Annotated in this window: 15 protein-coding genes and 1 pseudogene; 13 read left to right on the top strand and 3 right to left on the bottom strand. The window is 74.1% G+C overall.

Annotated features, from left to right (window positions below):
• The first annotated feature begins 69 nt into the window (after positions 1-69).
• From rimO to STTU_RS07590, 5 genes are all read left to right on the top strand, one after another.
• Positions 70-1,569, top strand: coding sequence for a 30S ribosomal protein S12 methylthiotransferase RimO (gene rimO, locus STTU_RS07610; RefSeq protein ID WP_007821444.1), 1,500 nt, complete (start codon positions 70-72; stop codon positions 1,567-1,569).
• A complete protein-coding gene (gene pgsA / locus STTU_RS07605; RefSeq protein ID WP_043254494.1) occupies positions 1,566-2,483 on the top strand; it encodes a CDP-diacylglycerol--glycerol-3-phosphate 3-phosphatidyltransferase in 918 nt (305 codons plus the stop codon). The genes rimO and pgsA overlap by 4 nt, the downstream gene beginning before the upstream one ends.
• Positions 2,480-3,202, top strand: coding sequence for a CinA family protein (locus tag STTU_RS07600; protein WP_234019189.1), 723 nt, complete (start codon positions 2,480-2,482; stop codon positions 3,200-3,202). Before pgsA ends, STTU_RS07600 begins: the two co-directional genes overlap by 4 nt.
• 109 nt (positions 3,203-3,311) lie before the next feature.
• Positions 3,312-3,683 carry a helix-turn-helix domain-containing protein gene (locus STTU_RS07595; protein ID WP_007821437.1) on the top strand — a complete coding sequence of 124 codons (372 nt, stop codon included), beginning with the start codon at positions 3,312-3,314 and terminating at the stop codon, positions 3,681-3,683.
• A gap of 221 nt (positions 3,684-3,904) precedes the next feature.
• Positions 3,905-4,378 carry a Dps family protein gene (locus tag STTU_RS07590; protein ID WP_007821434.1) on the top strand — a complete coding sequence of 158 codons (474 nt, stop codon included), beginning with the start codon at positions 3,905-3,907 and terminating at the stop codon, positions 4,376-4,378.
• Between the two features lie 117 nt (positions 4,379-4,495).
• Here STTU_RS07590 and STTU_RS07585 read toward each other — a convergent pair whose 3' ends face one another.
• Both STTU_RS07585 and STTU_RS07580 read right to left on the bottom strand, forming a co-directional pair.
• A complete protein-coding gene (locus STTU_RS07585) occupies positions 4,496-5,287 on the bottom strand; it encodes a DNA-formamidopyrimidine glycosylase family protein (protein WP_007821433.1) in 792 nt (263 codons plus the stop codon).
• Between the two features lie 83 nt (positions 5,288-5,370).
• The gene (locus STTU_RS07580; RefSeq protein ID WP_007821431.1) at positions 5,371-10,023 is read right to left on the bottom strand and encodes an ATP-dependent helicase; all 4,653 of its coding nucleotides are present in this window, start codon (positions 10,021-10,023) and stop codon (positions 5,371-5,373) included.
• A 360-nt stretch (positions 10,024-10,383) separates the two neighbouring features.
• On the opposite strand from STTU_RS07580, the gene STTU_RS07575 reads away from it, so the two are divergent.
• The 5 genes from STTU_RS07575 (at position 10,384) to STTU_RS07555 (ending at position 14,708) form a co-directional block, all read left to right on the top strand.
• Complete coding sequence (locus STTU_RS07575; protein WP_007821429.1) at positions 10,384-11,280, top strand: AraC family transcriptional regulator; 897 nt, start codon at positions 10,384-10,386, stop codon at positions 11,278-11,280.
• Between the two features lie 412 nt (positions 11,281-11,692).
• Complete coding sequence (locus STTU_RS07570; protein WP_234019368.1) at positions 11,693-12,505, top strand: AzlC family ABC transporter permease; 813 nt, start codon at positions 11,693-11,695, stop codon at positions 12,503-12,505.
• On the top strand, positions 12,502-12,810 hold the full coding sequence (locus STTU_RS07565; RefSeq protein ID WP_009069003.1) for an AzlD domain-containing protein: 309 nt from the start codon (positions 12,502-12,504) through the stop codon (positions 12,808-12,810). Before STTU_RS07570 ends, STTU_RS07565 begins: the two co-directional genes overlap by 4 nt.
• 46 nt (positions 12,811-12,856) lie before the next feature.
• Positions 12,857-13,051, top strand: a complete 195-nt coding sequence (locus tag STTU_RS07560; protein WP_007821421.1) for a DUF3046 domain-containing protein — start codon at positions 12,857-12,859, stop codon at positions 13,049-13,051.
• A gap of 322 nt (positions 13,052-13,373) precedes the next feature.
• A complete protein-coding gene (locus STTU_RS07555) occupies positions 13,374-14,708 on the top strand; it encodes an AI-2E family transporter (protein WP_043254491.1) in 1,335 nt (444 codons plus the stop codon).
• A gap of 54 nt (positions 14,709-14,762) precedes the next feature.
• Here STTU_RS07555 and STTU_RS07550 read toward each other — a convergent pair whose 3' ends face one another.
• The gene (locus STTU_RS07550) at positions 14,763-15,395 is read right to left on the bottom strand and encodes a LysE/ArgO family amino acid transporter (protein WP_007821417.1); all 633 of its coding nucleotides are present in this window, start codon (positions 15,393-15,395) and stop codon (positions 14,763-14,765) included.
• A 68-nt stretch (positions 15,396-15,463) separates the two neighbouring features.
• On the opposite strand from STTU_RS07550, the pseudogene STTU_RS07545 reads away from it, so the two are divergent.
• From STTU_RS07545 to recX, 3 genes and pseudogenes are all read left to right on the top strand, one after another.
• Positions 15,464-16,368, top strand: a pseudogene (locus STTU_RS07545) (LysR family transcriptional regulator ArgP).
• A gap of 361 nt (positions 16,369-16,729) precedes the next feature.
• Positions 16,730-17,866, top strand: coding sequence for a recombinase RecA (gene recA / locus STTU_RS07540; protein WP_009069008.1), 1,137 nt, complete (start codon positions 16,730-16,732; stop codon positions 17,864-17,866).
• Between the two features lie 3 nt (positions 17,867-17,869).
• A complete protein-coding gene (recX, locus tag STTU_RS07535) occupies positions 17,870-18,493 on the top strand; it encodes a recombination regulator RecX (protein ID WP_078518942.1) in 624 nt (207 codons plus the stop codon).
• Positions 18,494-18,917: the final 424 nt, after the last annotated feature.

Below are 18,917 nucleotides of genomic sequence, written 5' to 3'. Positions count from 1 at the left end.
ACCCGCTCCCGAACCCCTACCGCCACCTGCGCGGAAGGCGCCGTCCGGGGACGAAGTAGTCTTGAGCCCATGCCCGAACGCCGCACCGTCGCTCTCGTCACCCTTGGCTGCGCCCGTAACGAGGTGGACTCGGAGGAGCTGGCAGGCCGCCTGGAGGCGGACGGCTGGGACCTCGTCGAGGACGCCTCGCACGCCGATGTCGCCGTCGTCAACACCTGTGGCTTCGTCGAGGCCGCCAAGAAGGACTCCGTGGACGCGCTCCTGGAGGCGAACGACCTCAAGGGCCACGGCAGAACGCAGGCCGTCGTCGCGGTGGGCTGCATGGCCGAGCGGTACGGCAAGGACCTCGCCGAGGCGCTGCCCGAGGCGGACGGCGTGCTCGGGTTCGACGACTACGCGGACATCTCCGACCGCCTCCAGACGATCCTGAGCGGCGGCATCCACGCCTCGCACACCCCGCGCGACCGCCGCAAGCTCCTGCCGCTGAGCCCCGCCGCCCGCCAGGACGCCCCCGGCGTCGCCCTGCCCGGCCACGCGCAGCAGGCCCCCGAGCCCGAGGACGTCGCGCCCGCCGACCTCCCCGACGGCCTCGCGCCCGCCTCGGGCCCGCGCGCCCCGCTGCGGCGCCGCCTCGGCACCAGCCCCGTCGCCTCCGTCAAGCTCGCCTCGGGCTGCGACCGGCGCTGCTCCTTCTGCGCCATCCCCTCCTTCCGCGGCTCCTTCATCTCGCGCCGTCCCTCCGACGTGCTCACCGAGACGCGGTGGCTCGCCGAGCAGGGGGTGCGCGAGGTCATGCTCGTCTCCGAGAACAACACCTCGTACGGCAAGGACCTCGGCGACATCCGCCTCCTGGAGACCCTGCTCCCCGAGCTCGCCGCCGTGGACGGCATCGAGCGGGTGCGCGTCAGCTACCTCCAGCCCGCCGAGATGCGGCCGGGCCTGATCGACGTGCTCACCTCGACGCCGAAGATCGCCCCGTACTTCGACCTCTCCTTCCAGCACTCCGCGGCCGGCGTCCTGCGCGCGATGCGGCGGTTCGGCGGCACCGACAGCTTCCTCGGCCTGCTCGACCAGATCCGCGCGAAGGCCCCCGAGGCCGGGGTGCGCTCCAACTTCATCGTCGGCTTCCCCGGCGAGACCGAGGAGGACGTCGCCGAGCTGGAACGCTTCCTCACCTCCGCGCGCCTCGACGCGATCGGCGTCTTCGGCTACTCCGACGAGGAGGGCACCGAGGCGGCGACGTACGCGACGAAGCTCGACGAGGAGGTCGTCGCCGAGCGCCTCGCGCGCGTCTCGCGGCTCGCCGAGGAGCTGACCGCCCAGCGTGCGGAGGAGCGGATCGGCGAGACGATGGAGGTGCTCGTCGAATCGGCCGCCACCGAGGACGAGCCGGCCCTGGGCCGCGGGCCGCACCAGGCCCCCGAGACGGACGGGCAGATCATTCTCACCGGCGGGGCGGCGCTCCCGGACGGTGCTTCGCCCCGCGTCGGCCGTATGGTCGTCGCCAAGGTGATCGGCACCGAAGGCGTCGATCTCGTGGCGGAGTGTCTTGAGGAGGCAGGCAGATGACGGGAGCCCCGGCAACCGCCACGAGCGGCACCGGCGCCCCGGGCGGCAGCACCGCCGCGGGCGTCGCGGGCACCCCCCGTATCTGGAACATCGCGAACATCCTCACGATGATCCGGCTCGTCCTCGTCCCCGGCTTCATCGCCCTGATGCTCGTCGCCGGGGGACACGACCCGGCGTGGCGCTCCGTCGCCTGGGCCGCCTTCACCGTCGCGATGATCACCGACCTCTTCGACGGCCACCTCGCGCGCACGTACAACCTCGTCACCGACTTCGGGAAGATCGCCGACCCCATCGCGGACAAGGCGATCATGGGCGCGGCCCTGTGCTGCCTCTCGGCGCTCGGCGACCTGCCGTGGTGGGTCACGGGCGTCATCCTGGGCCGTGAGCTGGGCATCACGCTGCTCCGCTTCGTCGTCATCAGGTACGGGGTCATCCCGGCGAGCCGCGGCGGCAAGCTCAAGACCCTCGCGCAGGGCGTCGCGGTCGGCATGTACGTGCTCGCCCTGACGGGGTGGCTCGCCTCGGCGCGGTTCTGGGTCATGGCCGTCGCGGTCGCGCTCACCGTCGCGACGGGGCTCGACTACGTGCGCCAGGCGGTCGTGCTGCGCCGCGAGGGCATCGCCGCGCGGCGCGCCGTCGTACTCGACGAGGCGCGGGCACGCGACCTCGGCACGGGGGACCGGGTGCAGGCGGCGGTGCGGGGGACGGTGCCGCCCGAGGTGGCGGAAGAGGGCGACGCCGACGACGCCCGCGAGGAGACGGGCTCCCGCGAGCCCTCCCGCGACGTGGCGGCCTCGGGTGAGGTCCGTCGCGAGGCCACGGCCGGTGACGGTGCCGCGCCCGGTGCCGGACGGGACCAGGGGGATGCGACAAGTGAGGACGCCGCGCCGCGCGGGCGGAGGAGCCAGGCGTGAGCGCGCGCGACGCCGGAGGCGCCCTGCCCGAGAACGCGGCGGTCGACGTCGTCGCGCTGGCCCGTGAGGCCGGGTGGACCGTCGCCGTCGCCGAGTCGCTCACGGGCGGTCTCGTCGCCGCCGAGCTGACCGCGGCACCCGGGGCGTCCGCGGCCTTCCGCGGCTCCGTCACCGCGTACGCGACCGAACTGAAGCACCGGCTGCTCGGCGTCGATGCCGCGCTCCTCGCCCGCGAGGGCGCGGTGCACCCGGAGGTCGCCGCGCAGATGGCGACCGGGGCGCGCGACGCGCTCGGCGCCGACTGGGGCGCCGCGACGACCGGTGTCGCCGGGCCCGAGCCGCAGGACGGGCGGCCCGTCGGGACGGTGTACGTGGCGGTGGCCGGCCCCGCCGGCGGGCGCGGCCCGCTCCCGCCCTCGCCGGAGACCACACCCGGCGCCGACGAGAGCTTCGCGGACCGGCTCGCCCGGCATCTCGCGCACCACGGAACCGTCGAGGGCGCGAAGAGCGTCGGGAACACGAGTGGTGCCGGAGAGACCGAAAAGCGGTCGGTAACAGGTTTGACCGGTGCACAGGGCGAGAAAATTCTGGCACTGCGGTTGAACGGTGACCGTACGGAAATTCGTAGGGATAGCGTGCGGATCGTGCTCGGCCTGCTCCGCGATGAACTCATCACCCATGCGCGCGCACAGGATACGGAAGAAATCGGGGGGACTTGATGTTTACAGCCCTGAGTGAACACGTCTTCGCTCCCCGCACGGCCACGGTCCCAAGCGGTACGGTGGGGCGAGAAGGATGCGGTTACACGGTCCGAGGAGGGAGCCACCGATGATTCTGCTCCGTCGCCTGCTGGGTGACGTGCTGCGTCGGCAGCGCCAGCGCCAGGGCCGTACTCTGCGCGAAGTCTCCTCGTCCGCCCGGGTCTCACTCGGCTATCTCTCCGAGGTGGAGCGGGGGCAGAAGGAGGCGTCCTCCGAACTGCTCGCCGCCATTTGCGACGCGCTTGATGTACGGATGTCCGAGCTGATGCACGAGGTCAGCGACGAACTCGCCCTCGCTGAGCTTGCCGAGTCGGCAGCCGCCGACCCGGTGCCGCCGGTACGCCGTCCGGTACTGAATTCGGTGTCCGTCACGGGTGTCCCGCCCGAGCGGGTCACCATCAAGGCGCCGACCGAGGCTGTGGACGTGGTCGCGGCCTGAGCGGTCGCACGACGCACGCGCCCCACGTATGGCGGAGCCCTCACCGGGTACTTCGGTGAGGGCTCCGCCTTTCGCGTACCCGGGCCCCGTCCGGCGCGCGTATCCGGCCGTCTTCCGGCGGTGGACCGGCTTTCTCCGTGTGACCTGCTTCACCGCGTTATGTCATGGTTGAGAGAGCGGAACGGGGGCACGTGAGTCGTGAGTGAGATGGAGGAATTCGGATGTACGTAGTGAAGAGTCCCCTTGCCGAAGCCGACCTCAAGATCGTTTCCGACGCGCTCCAGGGCGCGCTGGTCGACCTCGTGGACCTTTCCCTGGTCGCCAAGCAGATCCACTGGAACGTGATCGGCCCGCGCTTCCGCTCGGTGCACCTCCAGCTCGACGACGTCGTGGACTCGGCCCGTACGCACATGGACGAGGTCGCCGAGCGCGCCTCGACCCTCGGCGTCTCGCCGGACGGCCGCGTGAGCACCGTCGCCGCCACGAGTGGCCTCGGCAAGATCGGTGACGGCTGGATCAAGGACAACGACGCGGTCGCGGCCATGACCGACGCCCTCGCCGCCGCCATCACCCGGCTGCGTGAGCGGGTCGCGGCGACGGCCGACCCGGACCCGGTCACGCAGGACCTCCTCATCGCGATCACGGCGGACCTGGAGAAGCACCACTGGATGTTCCAGGCGTCGAACAACGAGTGACGTTTCCTCGCGGGGCCAGCACCCGTACGGCGGAGCCGGAGCCTCCGCGCCGCGCACGGCGGCGTGGGGGCTCCGGCTTTTGCGTGGGCGGGCGGGGGCTCGCGCCCGGCGTTCCGCTCAGTACGGTGCCGGGCCCTCCTGGCAGCGCGGGCACCAGTACGTGGGGCGGGCCTTCGTGCCGTCGCCCTGTTCGGCCTCGCGGATCGTGGCCCCGCAGCGCAGGCAGGGGCGGTGGGCGCGGCCGTAGACGTACAGGGGGGTGTCGCGGCGGCCTGTCGTGACGCGGCGGAAGGTGTCGCGGTTGGCGTCCAGGAGGCGCGCGGCGAGGGCGGTGGCGCGTGCGGGCCGGGGAACGTCGCCCACCGGGGTCCAGGGCGTGACGCGCAGCAGGAAACACAGTTCGCTCTTGTAGACGTTGCCGATCCCCGCGAGATTGCGCTGGTCGAGCAGCGCCTCCCCGAGCGGGCGTTCCGGCGCGGCGAGGAGCCTCGCGAGCGCGGCCTCGGCGTCCCAGTCCGGGCCGAGGAGGTCGGGACCGAGGTGGCCCACGGCTCGGTCCTCGTCGGCCGTACGGAGCAGCTCGACGACGGGCAGGCGGTAGCCGACGGCGGTCCGGGCCTCGGTGCCGAGGATCGCGCGGATCTGGTGTCCCGGTCCGCCGCGCCAGCGCTCGCCCGCCTCGTACACGCGCCACGCGCCGTCCATGCGCAGGTGGGTGTGGAGCGTGAGCCCTCCCGAGAGGCGGGTCAGGAGGTGCTTGCCGCGCGGCGTCACGTCGCGCACCTCGCGCCCGGTGAGGTCCGCCGTCGCGAAGCGCGGCACGCGCAGGTCGGCGGCCGTGAGCCGCTGCCCCGCGAGCGCGGCGTGCAGCCGTCGCGCCGTGTGGAAGACGGTGTCGCCCTCGGGCATGGGACTTCCCTCCTGCCGATGCCGATGCCGATGCCGATGCCGATGCCGATGCCGATGCCGATGCCGGTGCCGGTGTCCGCGCTCTACTGTGCCCGCAGCCGCAGCCCTCTCGGCGTCGCGTGGAAACCGGCCGCTTCGAGGACGGGGCCGAGCGGCGCGGTGAGCGCGGGCGCGCCGTTGATCCGCTCGACGGTCAGGGTGCCGAGCGCCCCGGCCCCTGCCGCCTCCGCGAGGGCGCGCAGGGCCTCCCCGACGCGGGGATCGTCCGGGTCGACGGCCTCGTCCGGTGTGGCGGGCCACACGAGAAGCGTCTTGCCGCCCCGTTCGACGTACACGGTGAGCGCCCCGTTGACGAGCACGACGAGCGAGCCCGCTTTGCGGCCCGGTTTGTGCGGGGTGTTCTCGGGGGGTTCGGGCCAGGGCAGCGCGGCACCGTAGGCGTTCGCCGGGTCGGCGGCGGCGAGGACCACGGCGCGGCCCGCCCGCTCGTCGCCGCGCTCGGCCGCCGTCGCGACGGCGCGCAGCCGGTCCACGGCACCCTCCACGGCGAACTGCGCGGCACCGAGCCCCTCCACCACGTACCCGCGCCGCGCCTGCCCGTTCTCCTCGAAGGCCGCCAGCACCCGGTACACCTTCGAGAAGCCGCCCTCGATGCCCTCCGCGGCGACGGTGCCGCGCGTGACGACGCCGTACCGGTCGAGGAGCGTACGGGCGAGGGCGTGCGCGCGGACCGTCGGGTCGCCCTCGCGCGGCGGCAGCAACGACCAGCGGCCCGCGACGGTGGGCGGCCCCGAGCGCGAGGCGGTGCGCGCGGCGGCGGTGAGGGAGCCGTACCGGCCGCGCGGCACCGTACGGCGCGCACGGTGCGCCGTCGATCCCGCCGTGCGCCCGGAGCCGAGCAGCGCGCGCAGCGGCGCCAGCGTGTCGTTCGTGAGGCGCCCGCTCCACACGAGGTCCCACAGGGCGTCGGCGAGTTGCGGGTCCGTCGCCTCGGGGTGCGTCGTCGCGCGGACCTGCCCGGCGATCTGGCGGAAGAAGAGCCCGTAGCCGCCCGAGAGCGCGTCCAGGAGCGACTGGTGCAGCGGGCTCAGTTCGAGGGGGAGCGGCTCGGGGAGCAGGAGGGGGGCGGAATCGGCCGGGTAGAGGCCGATCCAGCCGTCCTTGCCCGGCAGGGCGCCCGCCCCGGCCCACAGCAGTTCGCCCGCGGAGGTCAGTTCGTCGAGCAGCGCCGGGCTGTACGCGGACAGGCGCGAGGGCAGGACGAGGCGTTCGAGCGCCGAGGCGGGCACCGTCGCGCCCTGCAACTGCTCGACGGCGCGCACGAGGCCGTCGATACCGCGCAGCCCGTTGCCGTCGAGGTGCTGCCAGCGGGGCAGGAAGCCCGCGTACGCGCTCGGGGGCACCGGCTCCAGTTCGTGCCGTAGCGCCGCGAGCGAGCGCCGCCGCAGGCGTCGCAGCACCGTCGCGTCGCACCACTCCTGACCGCGACCCGCCGGGTGGAACTCCCCGGCGACGACGCGTCCGCCCGCCGCGAGCCGCTGGAGCGCGCCCTCGGTCACCGCGGTGCCGAGACCGAAGCGGGCCGCGGCGTCCGCGGTCGTGAACGGGCCGTGCGTGCGCGCGTAGCGGGCGAGGAGGTCGCCGAGCGGGTCCTTCACCGGCTCCGTGAACGCCTCCGGAACGCCCACGGGCAGCGCGGTGCCGAGCGCGTCGCGCAGCCGGCCCGCGTCCTCGATCGCCGCCCAGTGCGCGCGGCCCGCGATCCGCACCTCGATGGCGCGGCGCGACTCCGCCAGCTCCCGCACGTACGAGGGTTCCGCACCGCGCGTCGTCAGTTCCTCGTCCGTGAGCGGCCCGAGCAGGCGCAGCCGGTCGGCGACGCCCTCGGCGTCCTTCACGGCGCGGTCCTCGGTGAGCCATTGCAGCTCGCGCTCCAGCTCGGCGAGGACCTCCGGGTCGAGGAGTTCGCGCAGTTCGGCGCGGCCGAGCAGTTCGGAGAGCAGGCGCGAGTCCAGCGAGAGCGCGGCGGCGCGACGCTCGGCGAGGGGCGAGTCGCCCTCGTAGAGGAACTGCGCGACGTACCCGAAGAGCAGCGAGCGGGCGAACGGCGACGCCTCGGGCGTCGTCACCTCGACGAGGCGGACGCGGCGCGACGCGATGTCGCCCATCAGCTCGCGCAGCCCCGGCACGTCGAAGACGTCCTGGAGGCACTCGCGGACCGCTTCGAGCACGATCGGGAACGAGCCGAACTCGCTCGCGACCTGGAGCAGCTGCGAGGCGCGCTGGCGCTGCTGCCACAGCGGGGTGCGGCGGCCGGGGTCCCGGCGGGGCAGCAGGAGGGCGCGCGCGGCGCATTCGCGGAAGCGCGAGGCGAAGAGCGCGGAGCCGCCGACCTCGTCGGTGACGATCCGCTCGATCTCCTCCTGGTCGAAGAGGGTGTCCTGCGCGCCGACCGGGGCCTGCTCGCTGTCGTACTCGGTGCCCGGGGTCTTCTTCGGGGCGGCGTCCGCGTCGATGTCGAGCAGGTCGAGGCCGAGGAGGTCCGCGTCGGGCAGGCGCAGCACGATGCCGTCGTCCGCGTGCACGACCTGCGCGTCGAGGCCCAGCTTCTCGTGCAGCCGCGAGCCGATCGCGAGCGCCCACGGCGCGTGCACCTGCGCGCCGAAGGGGGAGTGCACGACGACGCGCCAGTCGCCCAGCTCGTCGCGGAAGCGCTCGACGACGATGGTGCGGTCGTCGGGGACGTGCCCGCAGGCGCGGCGCTGCTCGTCCAGGTACGCGAGGAGGTTGTCCGTCGCCCAGGCGTCGAGCCCGGCCGCGACGAGGCGCAGGCGCGCGTCCTCCTGGGACAGGCCGCCCAGTTCCCGGACGAAGGCGCCGAGCGCGCGCCCCAGCTCCAGCGGCCTGCCGAGCTGGTCGCCCTTCCAGAACGGCAGTCTCCCCGGGACCCCGGGCGCGGGCGAGACGAGCACGCGGTCGCGCGTGATGTCCTCGATGCGCCACGACGTGGTGCCGAGCGTGAAGACATCGCCGACCCGCGACTCGTACACCATCTCCTCGTCCAGCTCGCCGACGCGCCCGCCGCCCTTCTTCGGGTCCGAGCCGGCGAGGAAGACGCCGAAGAGGCCGCGGTCGGGGATCGTGCCGCCCGAGGTGACCGCGAGCCGCTGCGCCCCCGGGCGGCCCGTGATGGTGCCCGCGACGCGGTCCCACACGACGCGCGGGCGCAGTTCGGCGAAGGCGTCCGACGGGTACCGGCCCGCGAGCATGTCGAGCACCGACTCGAAGGCGGACTCGGGCAGCGCGGCGAACGGCGCGGCGCGACGGACGAGCGCGAGCAGGTCGTCGTACTGCCAGGTGTCCATCGACGTCATCGCGACGAGCTGCTGCGCGAGGACGTCCAGCGGGTTGGACGGGACGCGCAGCGCCTCGATGAGCCCGCCGCGCATCCGCTCGGTGACGACGGCGGACTGCACGAGGTCGCCGCGGTACTTCGGGAAGACGACGCCCGTCGAGACGGCGCCCACCTGGTGCCCCGCGCGGCCGACGCGCTGGAGCCCGGAGGCGACCGAGGGGGGCGACTCGACCTGTACGACGAGGTCGACGGAGCCCATGTCGATGCCCAGCTCCAGGCTCGACGTCGCGACGACGGCGGGCAGCCTGCCCGCCTTGAGGTCCTCCTCGACCTGCGCGCGCTGCTCCTTGGACACCGAGCCGTGGTGCGCCCGCGCGAGCACGGGCGGCGCCCCCTTCGCGGGGCCCGAGCCGCCCATGAGCTGCGCGGGGGCGTGGTCCTCGGGCAGGGGCTCGCCCGTGGCGCGCTCGTAAGCGATCTCGTTGAGGCGGTTGCACAGGCGCTCGGCGAGGCGGCGCGAGTTGACGAAGACGATCGTGGACCGGTGCGCCTGCACGAGGTCCGTGATGCGCTCCTCGACCTGCGGCCACACGGAGGGCGACTCGCCCTTGTCGTCCTCGCCGACGGGCGAGCCGCCCATCTCGCCGAGATCGGGCACGGGCACGACGACGGAGAGGTCGAATTCCTTGCCCGAGACCGGCTGCACCACCTCGGCCCTGCGCTGCGGCGACAGGAAGCGCGCCACCTCGTCGACGGGACGCACCGTCGCGGAGAGCCCGATACGGCGCGCGGGGCGCGGCAGCAGTTCGTCGAGGCGCTCCAGCGACAGCGCGAGGTGCGCGCCGCGCTTCGTGCCCGCGACCGCGTGCACCTCGTCGAGGATCACCGTCTCGACGCCCGTCAGCGCTTCGCGGGCCTGCGACGTGAGCATGAGGAAGAGGGACTCGGGCGTCGTGATGAGGATGTCCGGGGGACGGGTGGTGAGCGAGCGGCGCTCCGCCGCCGGGGTATCACCCGAACGGATGCCGACGCGGATCTCCGGCTCGGGCAGCCCGAGGCGCACGGACTCCTGCCGGATACCGGTCAGCGGGCTGCGCAGATTGCGCTCCACGTCCACGGCGAGGGCCTTGAGCGGCGACACGTAGAGCACACGGCAGCGCTTGCGGGCCTCGGCGGGCGGAGGCGTGGACGCGAGGCCGTCGAGCGCGGCGAGGAAGGCGGCGAGGGTCTTCCCCGAACCCGTCGGGGCCACGACCAGGACGTCCGACTCCTTCTGGATGGCACGCCACGCGCCCTCCTGCGCGGCGGTCGGCGCGGAGAAGGCACCCGTGAACCAGTCACGGGTGGCGGCGGAGAACCCCTGGAGGGCGGAAGCGGCCATGCTCCCCATCGTGCACCGTGGCACTGACAACGGCTGGGGGAGCGGGGGTGCCGGGGGCGCGGGTCGCCCGGGTGGGGTGGGGGCCTGGCGGGGTGTGCGGGACGTGGTGGGGCGGGTACGTCGCGTGGGGGAGGGAGGATGGCGCGCCGGCGTCGCGTGGCGGGCGGCGTACGTCGCGTCGGGGGCCGCTACGTCGCGTGGCGGTCATGCGCGTCGCCGTGGGCACCGATACGTCGCGTGGCGGAGCCCTACGTGTCGCGTGGCGGAGCTGTACGTCGCGTGACGCACCCCGGCGCTGCGTCGCGTCCGCAGCGTGGAACGCTCCGCCGCTCGTCGTCCGCTCCCTCGCACAATGGCGCCATGAGGGCGAGCGAGAGGACGGCGCGGGGAGCGGCCGAGCGGGCCCGGCACTGGCGGTACGCGGAACTGCCCGGCGTCGACCTCCTGCGCGCCCGCTACGTCCGCAAGACCTTCGCGCCGCACACCCACGAGCACTACGTGATCGCCGCCGTGACCTCGGGGGTCGAGGTCTTCCGGCACCGCGGCACCGAGGAGTACGCGGGCGCGGGCAGCCTCGCCCTCGTCAACCCGGACACTCCGCACACGGGACGCGCCCAGGGGCCCGAGGGCTGGCGGTACGGCGCCGTCTACCCGGCCCCCGGGCTCGTCGCGGAGATCGCGCGGGAGACGACGACGCTGCGCGGCGCCCCGGGCTTCGCGGCGCCGGTCCTGGCCGACCCGTACGCGACACGCCTCGTCCACCGCGTACTGCGCGCTGCGGAGGAGGGCGACGCGCTCACCGCGGACACGCTGCTGCGCGTCACGGTCACCCGGCTGCTGCGCCGCAACGGGGGGCCGCTGCGCGCCAGGACCGTGCGCGGCGCGGGGGCGCGCGTCGCGGCCGAGGCGCGCGACATCCTCGCCGGCCGCCTCGACGACCCGCCCTCGCTGGGCGAACTCGCCGCCGGGCTCGGCACCGGCCCGTACGCCCTCCTGCGCGCCTTCCGCGCCGCGTACGGGATGCCGCCGCACACGTGGCTCACCGACGCGCGGGTGCGGGCCGCCCGCCGCCTCCTCGACGCGGGCCTCGCGCCCGCCGACGTCGCCCACGCCGTCGGCTTCAGCGACCAGCCCCACCTGAACCGCCACTTCACCCGCATCGTGGGCGTACCGCCGGGCGCGTACCGCCGCGAGCGACTGCCGGGGGCGACGTCGGGCGGGGAGGGGGCGACGTGGTGCGCGGAGAGCGCGACGTGACGGGGGAGGGCGCGACGTGGCGCGCGGACGGCGCGGCGTCGCGTACGGACGGCGGCTCCACGTCGCGCGGGGTGCGGGCCTGACGTCGCGTGTGACCTGGGGCGATGTCGCGTGTCGCGACGCGCCATGTCGCGTGGGCGGCGGCCACGTCGCGTGGGACGCGGGCTACGTCGCGTGGGGCGGCCCCCGCGACGTCGTGCGGGGCGGGCGCGCGTCGGTGGCGCGCAAGAACGTACAAGACCACGCGTGCGGGCGCTCCTAGCCTGAGCCTGTGAACAGCGAGAACCGACCCCCGCCGCCCGGCGTCGCCCCGGCCTCCGCCCCCGACACCGCGCCGTCCGCCGCGGGCGACGTCGCGTCCCACGTCGCGTCCGGGGCGCACCCCACGTCGCGCAAACCCGACGCCGCCGTCGTGCGCGACGCGCTCGGCGTGGGCATCGCGGTGGGTCTCTCCGGCTTCGCCTTCGGGGTCACCTCGGCCGGAGCGGGACTGAGCATCGCGCAGACCTGCGCGCTGAGTCTCCTGGTCTTCACCGGGGCCTCGCAGTTCGCGCTGGTCGGCGCCCTGGCGGGGGGCGGCGGCGCGTACGCCGCGGCGGCGGGGGCCTTCTTCCTCGGCGTGCGCAACGCCTTCTACGGGCTGCGCCTGTCGCAACTGCTCCAGGTGCCCCGGGCGCTGCGGCCCCTCGCGGCGCAGTGGGTCATCGACGAGACGACCGCCGTCGCGCTCGCCCAGCCCGACCGGCGCGGCGCCCGTATCGGCTTCACCGTCACGGGGCTGTGCCTCTACGTGCTGTGGAACCTGACGACGCTCCTCGGCGCGATGGGCGCGGAGGCGATCGGCGACACCGACGCGTGGGGGCTCGACGCCGCGGGTCCCGCCGTCTTCCTCGCGCTCCTGGCGCCGATGGTGCGCGGCACCGCCGAGCGCGCGGTGGCCGCGCTCGCCGTCCTGCTCGGCCTGGGCCTCCTGCCGGTCCTCCCCGCCGGCGTCCCGGTCCTCGTCTCGGCCCTCGCCGCGCCCGCCGTGCTGTGGGCCCACGGCTGCCGGACGGCACGCGGCGCGACGGGGCCACGCCGCGCCGACACCGCCTCGTCACAAGCGCCCGACGCCGCGTCGTCGCACACCCCCGACGCCGCGACGCAACGCCCTCGCGACGACGCCCGCCCCGACGCCGCCCCCCAGGACGCCCGCCCCGACACCCCGCAGGAGGACGAACGATGAACATCTGGCTCGCCGTGGTGCTCACGGCGGTCGGCTGCTACGCGGTCAAGCTCGCCGGGCTCCTCGTGCCGGGCGGTGTCCTGGAGCGGCCCCTCGTGCGGCGGCTCGCGGCCCTGCTGCCCGTCGCGCTGCTCGCGGCGCTCACCGCGCAGCAGACCTTCGCGCACGGCACCTCGCTCGTCGTCGACGCGCGCGCCGCGGGCGTCGGCGCCGCCGCGCTCGCGCTGCTGCTGCGCGCGCCGTTCCTCGTGGTCGTCGCCGCCGCGGTGCTCGTGACGGCGGGGGTGCGGGCGCTCGCGGGGTGAGCGGCCCGCCGCGCCGGTCCACGCGGTGATCGCGGATACTGGCCTCATGCGGTTGACGGTCTTCTGGCGCAAGATGACGGAGCACTTCGGCGCGGGGTACGTGGAGTCCTTCGCGCACGACCACGTCATGTCCCAGCTCGGCGGGCGCACCGTGGAGCAGGCGCTCGCCGACGGCTGGGAGGCGAAGAACGTGTGGCGCGCGGTGTGCGAGGCGGCCGACGTACCGGAGAGCGAACGCTGACCGCGTCGCCCCGTTCCCGTACCCGCCGCGACGCGCGCGGCCCCGCTCCCGTACCGCCCGCGACGCTCGCGGCCCCCGCTCCCGTACCGCCGCAGGCACCGCCCGGCCCCGTACCGCCGGGGGCGGGAGGCCGAGTCGATCCGGCCATGATCGTGGCCGGGAAGCGTCGGTGGACCGAGCGATTGTCCGAATGTCCGAGGTGTAGGCGAGACTGACTGACGTGGCAGCGACAGACGAGACCACCGGACGCACAGCTCCGCCGGGCGCGGACGCCCCAGGGCCGCCCGCCTCCGGTTCCGGGGCAGGTGGGCAGGGCGGTCGCATGCCCCGCTGGCTGCCGCGCGCCATGGTCTCCGCGCTCCTCCTGATCGCCTGTTTCCAGCTCGGCACGTGGGCCTTCCACCGGCTCACGGGGCTGCTGATCAACGTCCTGATCGCCTTCTTCCTGGCCCTCGCGATCGAGCCGGCCGTGAGCTGGATGTCGGCGCGCGGGATGCGGCGCGGCGCGGCGACGGGCCTCGTCTTCCTGGGCGTCCTGATCTTCGCCGCAGGCTTCGTGACGCTGCTCGGATCGATGCTCGCGGGGCAGATCCAGAACATGGTCGAGGACTTCCCGAAGTACCTCGACTCGGTCATCAAGTGGGTCAACGGGACGTTCCACACCGAGCTGTCGCGCCTTGAGGTGCAGGACAGCGTGCTGCACTCGGACTGGCTCCAGCGCTACGTGCGCAACAGCGCCTCCGGGGTGCTCGACGTCTCCGCGCAGGTGCTCGGCGGCCTGTTCCAGCTCCTGACGCTGCTGCTCTTCGCGTTCTACTTCGCGGCGGACGGCCCCCGGCTGCGCCGCGCGCTGTGCTCGGTGCTGCCACCCGCGAAGCAGGCGGAGGTGCTGCGGGCCTGGGAGATCGCGGTCGACAAGACCGGCGGCTACCTCTACTCGCGCGGCCTGATGGCGCTCATCTCGGGCATCGCGCACTACATCCTCTTCCAGGCGCTCGGCATCCCCTACGCGCCCGCGCTCGGCGTGTGGGTCGGGCTCGTCTCGCAGTTCATCCCGACCATCGGCACGTACCTGGCCGGGGCCCTGCCCATGCTGATCGCCTTCACCGTGGACCCCTGGTACGCGGTGTGGGTGCTGGTGTTCGTGGTGATCTATCAACAGTTCGAGAACTACCTGCTCCAGCCGAAGCTCACGGCGCGCACGGTCGACATCCACCCCGCCGTCGCCTTCGGCTCCGTGATCGCGGGCACCGCGCTGCTCGGCGCGGTCGGCGCGCTCGTCTCGATCCCGGCGGTCGCGACCTTGCAGGCGTTCCTCGCGGCGTACGTGAAGCGGTACGACGTGACCGACGACCCCCGCGTCATGGGCCCGCGCCCGCGTCCCGGCGGCTCCCCGACGCTCGCCCGGGTGCGCCGCGCGCTGCGGGGCCCGAACGAGCCGGGCACCCCACCGTCGGCGGACGCGGACCGAGCGGAGACACCAGGCGACACCTCCTCGGAGACGCCCAGCGACGCCGCCCCGGAGGCACCGGGCGGCACCCCGGAGACGCCAGGCGGCGCCTCCCCGGCAACCCCCGGCGACGCCCCGCCGGAGGGCGGCGGACCGCGCGACGGGGGAGAAGAGCGCGACGGCGAGGGGCCCCGGCCGGGCCACTGATCCCGGGCGGCTTGCGCGTCGTACGCGGCGTGTCCGTCCCGCGCCGCCTCCGCATCAGGGCGCGAGCGTACGGATCAGCAGCGAGCCACCCATCACGAGCATCGTGGCGGCGACCACCCCGTCGAGGAGTCGCCACGCGCCGGGGCGGGCCAGGACGCCGCCGAGGAGCCTGGCCCCGTAGCCGAGACCGGCGAACCACACCAGGCTGGCCAGCATCGCGCCGAGACCGAAGACCCACCGCAGCGAGCCGCGGTCGGAGGCGACCGAACCGAGCAGCAGCACGGTGTCGAGATAGACGTGCGGGTTGAGCCAGGTCAGGGCGAGGCAGGTGAGGACGGCGGTGCGCACCGAACCGACCGCCGCGCCCCGCGCCGTCAGGGCCTGCTCCCCGGCGGGCCGCAGCGCGCGGCGCGCGGCGAGCGCCCCGTAGCAGAGCAGGAAGCCGCCGCCCGCGAGGCCGACCGCGGTCAGCGCGACGGGCCACGCCGTGACGACGGCGCCGAGTCCGGCCACGCCGAGGGCGATGAGGACCGCGTCGGACGCGGCGCAGATGCCGACGACCGCGAGCACCGCCTGACGGCGCGCCCCCTGCCGCAGGACGAACGCGTTCTGCGCGCCGATCGCGACGATGAGGGACATGCCCGTCCCGAACCCGGCGAGAGTCGCCGTGAGAATGCCGTTGTTCACGCTCCGACGCTAGGGAGCGCCACGGCATGAGTACAGCTAAAGTTTTTTACGTAGCATTAGCGCCCGTGATGGATTACCTGCCCCACGACCAGGTCCGCACGCTCCTCGCCGTCGTCGACGAGGGCACCTTCGACGCGGCGGCGGCGGTGCTGCACGTGACACCCTCCGCCGTCAGCCAGCGGATCAAGACGCTGGAGCAGCGTGCGGGGCGGGTGCTGCTCCAGCGCACGAAGCCTGTCAGGCCCACGGAGTCCGGCCAGGTGGTGGTGCGCTACGCCCGCCAGCTCGCCGCGCTGGAGCGCGACGCGTGGACGGAACTCGGCATCGCCGCCGGAGCGGGCCGGCCCGGCTGCCCATCGCGGTGAACGCGGACTCCCTGGCCACGTGGTTCCTGCAGGCTCTGACGCGCGTCCCGCAGACTCCGCCGGTCTGCTTCGAGCTGCGCCGCGAGGACGAGGCGCACACCGCCGCACTGCTGCGCGAGGGGCGCGTCATGGCGGCGGTGACCTCCTCGGCGGAGCCGGTGGCGGGCTGCACCGTACGCCCCTTGGGCCTGGAGCGGTACATCCCGGTCGCGAGCGAGGGATTCATGGCGCGCCACCTGGCGGACGGGCCGCTGGAGGAACGCCTGCCCGCCGCGCCCGTGATCGTTTTCGACCGGCGCGATGAACTCCAGGACCGTTTCGTGCGGTCCATGGTCCCCGGCGCGCCGGGCGCGGGACCGCTCCGGCACTACGTGCCCACGTCGGAGGGCTTCTGCGACGCGGTGCGCGCCGGCCTCGGCTGGGGCCTCGTACCGGAGCAGCAGGCGAACCCCCTGCTGCGCTCCGGCGCCCTCACGGAACTGGCACCCGGCCGGACGATGGACGTGGCGCTGTACTGGCAGCAGTGGAAGCTGGACGTCCCGGCGCTCTCGCTCGTCGCCGAGACGGTGGCCGCGGTGGCGGCGGAGTCCTTGCACGCGCAGAAGTGAGCGCTGCCGGCAGAGGTACGGACGGACGGCCGTCCCGCCGGGCGACGAACGGGGTGCTCCGCGTCAGCGCCTGACAGCGCCTGACAGCGCCTGACAGCACTTGTGCGCGCCTCGCCGACGACATGTGGGCGTGCGCCTCGGTCGCGGGCGGCGTGCCGACTTGACACGGAAATCGAACACGCATTCTTATGAAAAACCTGGTGCGCCGTTCTGCCCAGGTGCTGACCCCTGTCCCACGCTTCCCGCGTGTCCGGGACCGGGAGTTATCCACAGGTCAGGAGGCGGTCGCGGCGCATTGTCAGTGGCAGGCAGTAGCGTCTTCGACGTGAAGCGATCGACTCAAGCAAATCGGGTGGAACCCATGGCAGGCACGGACCGCGAGAAGGCGCTCGACGCCGCACTCGCACAGATTGAGCGGCAGTTCGGCAAGGGCGCCGTCATGCGCATGGGCGAGCGGCCCAACGAACCCATCGAGGTGATCCCCACGGGCTCGACGGCGCTCGACATCGCTCTCGGCGTCGGCGGCATTCCGCGCGGTCGCGTCGTGGAGGTGTACGGCCCGGAGTCCTCCGGCAAGACCACGCTGACGCTGCACGCGGTGGCCAACGCGCAGAAGGCCGGCGGCGCCGTCGCCTTCATCGACGCGGAGCACGCGCTCGACCCGGAGTACGCGAGGAAGCTCGGCGTCGACGTCGACAACCTGATCCTCTCCCAGCCGGACAACGGCGAACAGGCCCTGGAGATCGTGGACATGCTGGTCCGCTCCGGCGCCCTCGACCTCATCGTCATCGACTCGGTGGCGGCCCTCGTGCCGCGCGCCGAGATCGAGGGCGAGATGGGCGACTCGCACGTCGGCCTCCAGGCCCGCCTCATGAGCCAGGCGCTCCGCAAGATCACCAGCGCGCTCAACCAGTCGAAGACGACCGCGATCTTCATCAACCAGCTCCGCGAGAAGATCGGTGTGATGTTCGGCTCCCCCGAGACCACCACGGGTGGCCGGGCGCTGAAGTTCTACGCCTCGGTGCGCATCGACATCCGCCGCATCGAGACCCTCAAGGACGGCACGGACGCGGTGGGCAACAGGACCCGCTGCAAGATCGTGAAGAACAAGGTCGCCCCGCCGTTCAAGCAGGCCGAGTTCGACATCCTCTACGGGCAGGGCATCAGCCGTGAGGGCGGGCTCATCGACATGGGCGTCGAGCACGGCTTCGTCCGCAAGGCCGGCGCCTGGTACACGTACGAGGGCGACCAGCTCGGCCAGGGCAAGGAGAACGCCCGCAACTTCCTCAAGGACAACCCCGACCTCGCGGACGAGATCGAGCGGAAGATCAAGGAGAAGCTCGGCGTCGGCGTGAAGCCGGAGAAGACCGAGAAGCCCGAGGGCGAGCCGGCCGCGACCGAGGAGACGGCCGAGACCCCGGCCGGCGCCAAGACCGTGCCCGCTCCGGCGGTGGCCAAGGCGCCCAAGGGAGCCAAGGCCGCAGCCGCCAAGGGCTGAGCCGTGACACGACGCGGCGACTACACGCCCCCCTTCGCGGGGGACGGGCACGACGACGGTACGGAGGGAGGGGGGCCACCACCGGCAGGGCCCCCCTCCGCCCGGGGCCGACGCCGGGAGGAGCAGCCCCAGGACCCGGTGGAGCAGGCACGGGCGATCTGCCTGCGCCTCCTCACCGGAACGGCGCGCACCCGCAAGCAGCTCGCCGAGGCACTGCGCAAGCGGGAGATCCCCGAGGAGGCGGCCGAAGAGGTGCTTTCGCGCTTCGAGGAGGTCGGCCTCATCGACGACGCCGCTTTCGCCGGGGCCTGGGTCGAGTCCCGGCACCACAGCCGGGGACTCGCCCGCCGCGCCCTGGCGAGGGAGTTGCGGACCAAGGGCGTCGAGAGCAGCCTCATCGACGAGGCGGTGGGGCAGCTCGACTCCGAGCGGGAGGAGGCGACCGCCCGCGAACTCGTCGACCGGAAGCTGCGGGCGACACGCGGACTCGACCGTGACAAGCGCCTGCGCCGGCTCGCGGGGATGCTCGCCCGCAAGGGATACCCGGAGGGCCTGGCTCTGCGGGTCGTACGGCAGGCGCTGGAGGCGGAGGGGGAGGAACTGGAGGAGTTCCCGGACGGGGTGTAGCGGACGGAAGCGGGATGCGGAGGTGACGGGACGCGCGGTGCCGCCGGGCGGAGGGCGGTCACGCGGCGGAGCGGGCCGGAGGTGGGGGTGCGCGGGCTGCCGGAATCGCCAGGACGGGACATCCCGTCGGGCAGCGGTGACGGACGGGCCGTCACGTGGAGAGGACACACGCGGGGGTGGCCCCCGGGGTGGCGTGCGGTGGTGGCACGGCCCGGCTGTCGGCTCACCGTCGGGGTAGGGACGCGGTGCGGGGTGCGGGGCGCTGCGGTGATGTCCCCGGGGAGGCACCCGGGCGGTTGCCGTCGCGCTGTGCGGTGTCCGGGTGAGCCGTGTCCGGGTCGGAGGGGGCAGCTTCGGCAGGCCGATCCCCGGGGGGACCGGCTGGCCCTTCCCTTCCCTGACGTCACAGGACCCAGCCCCCCAC

Source organism: Streptomyces sp. Tu6071 (assembly GCF_000213055.1).
GTDB classification, from domain to species: domain Bacteria; phylum Actinomycetota; class Actinomycetes; order Streptomycetales; family Streptomycetaceae; genus Streptomyces; species Streptomyces evansiae.
The sequence above is the reverse complement of the archived record's forward strand: the minus strand, read 5'-3'. Positions and strand labels throughout refer to the sequence as shown.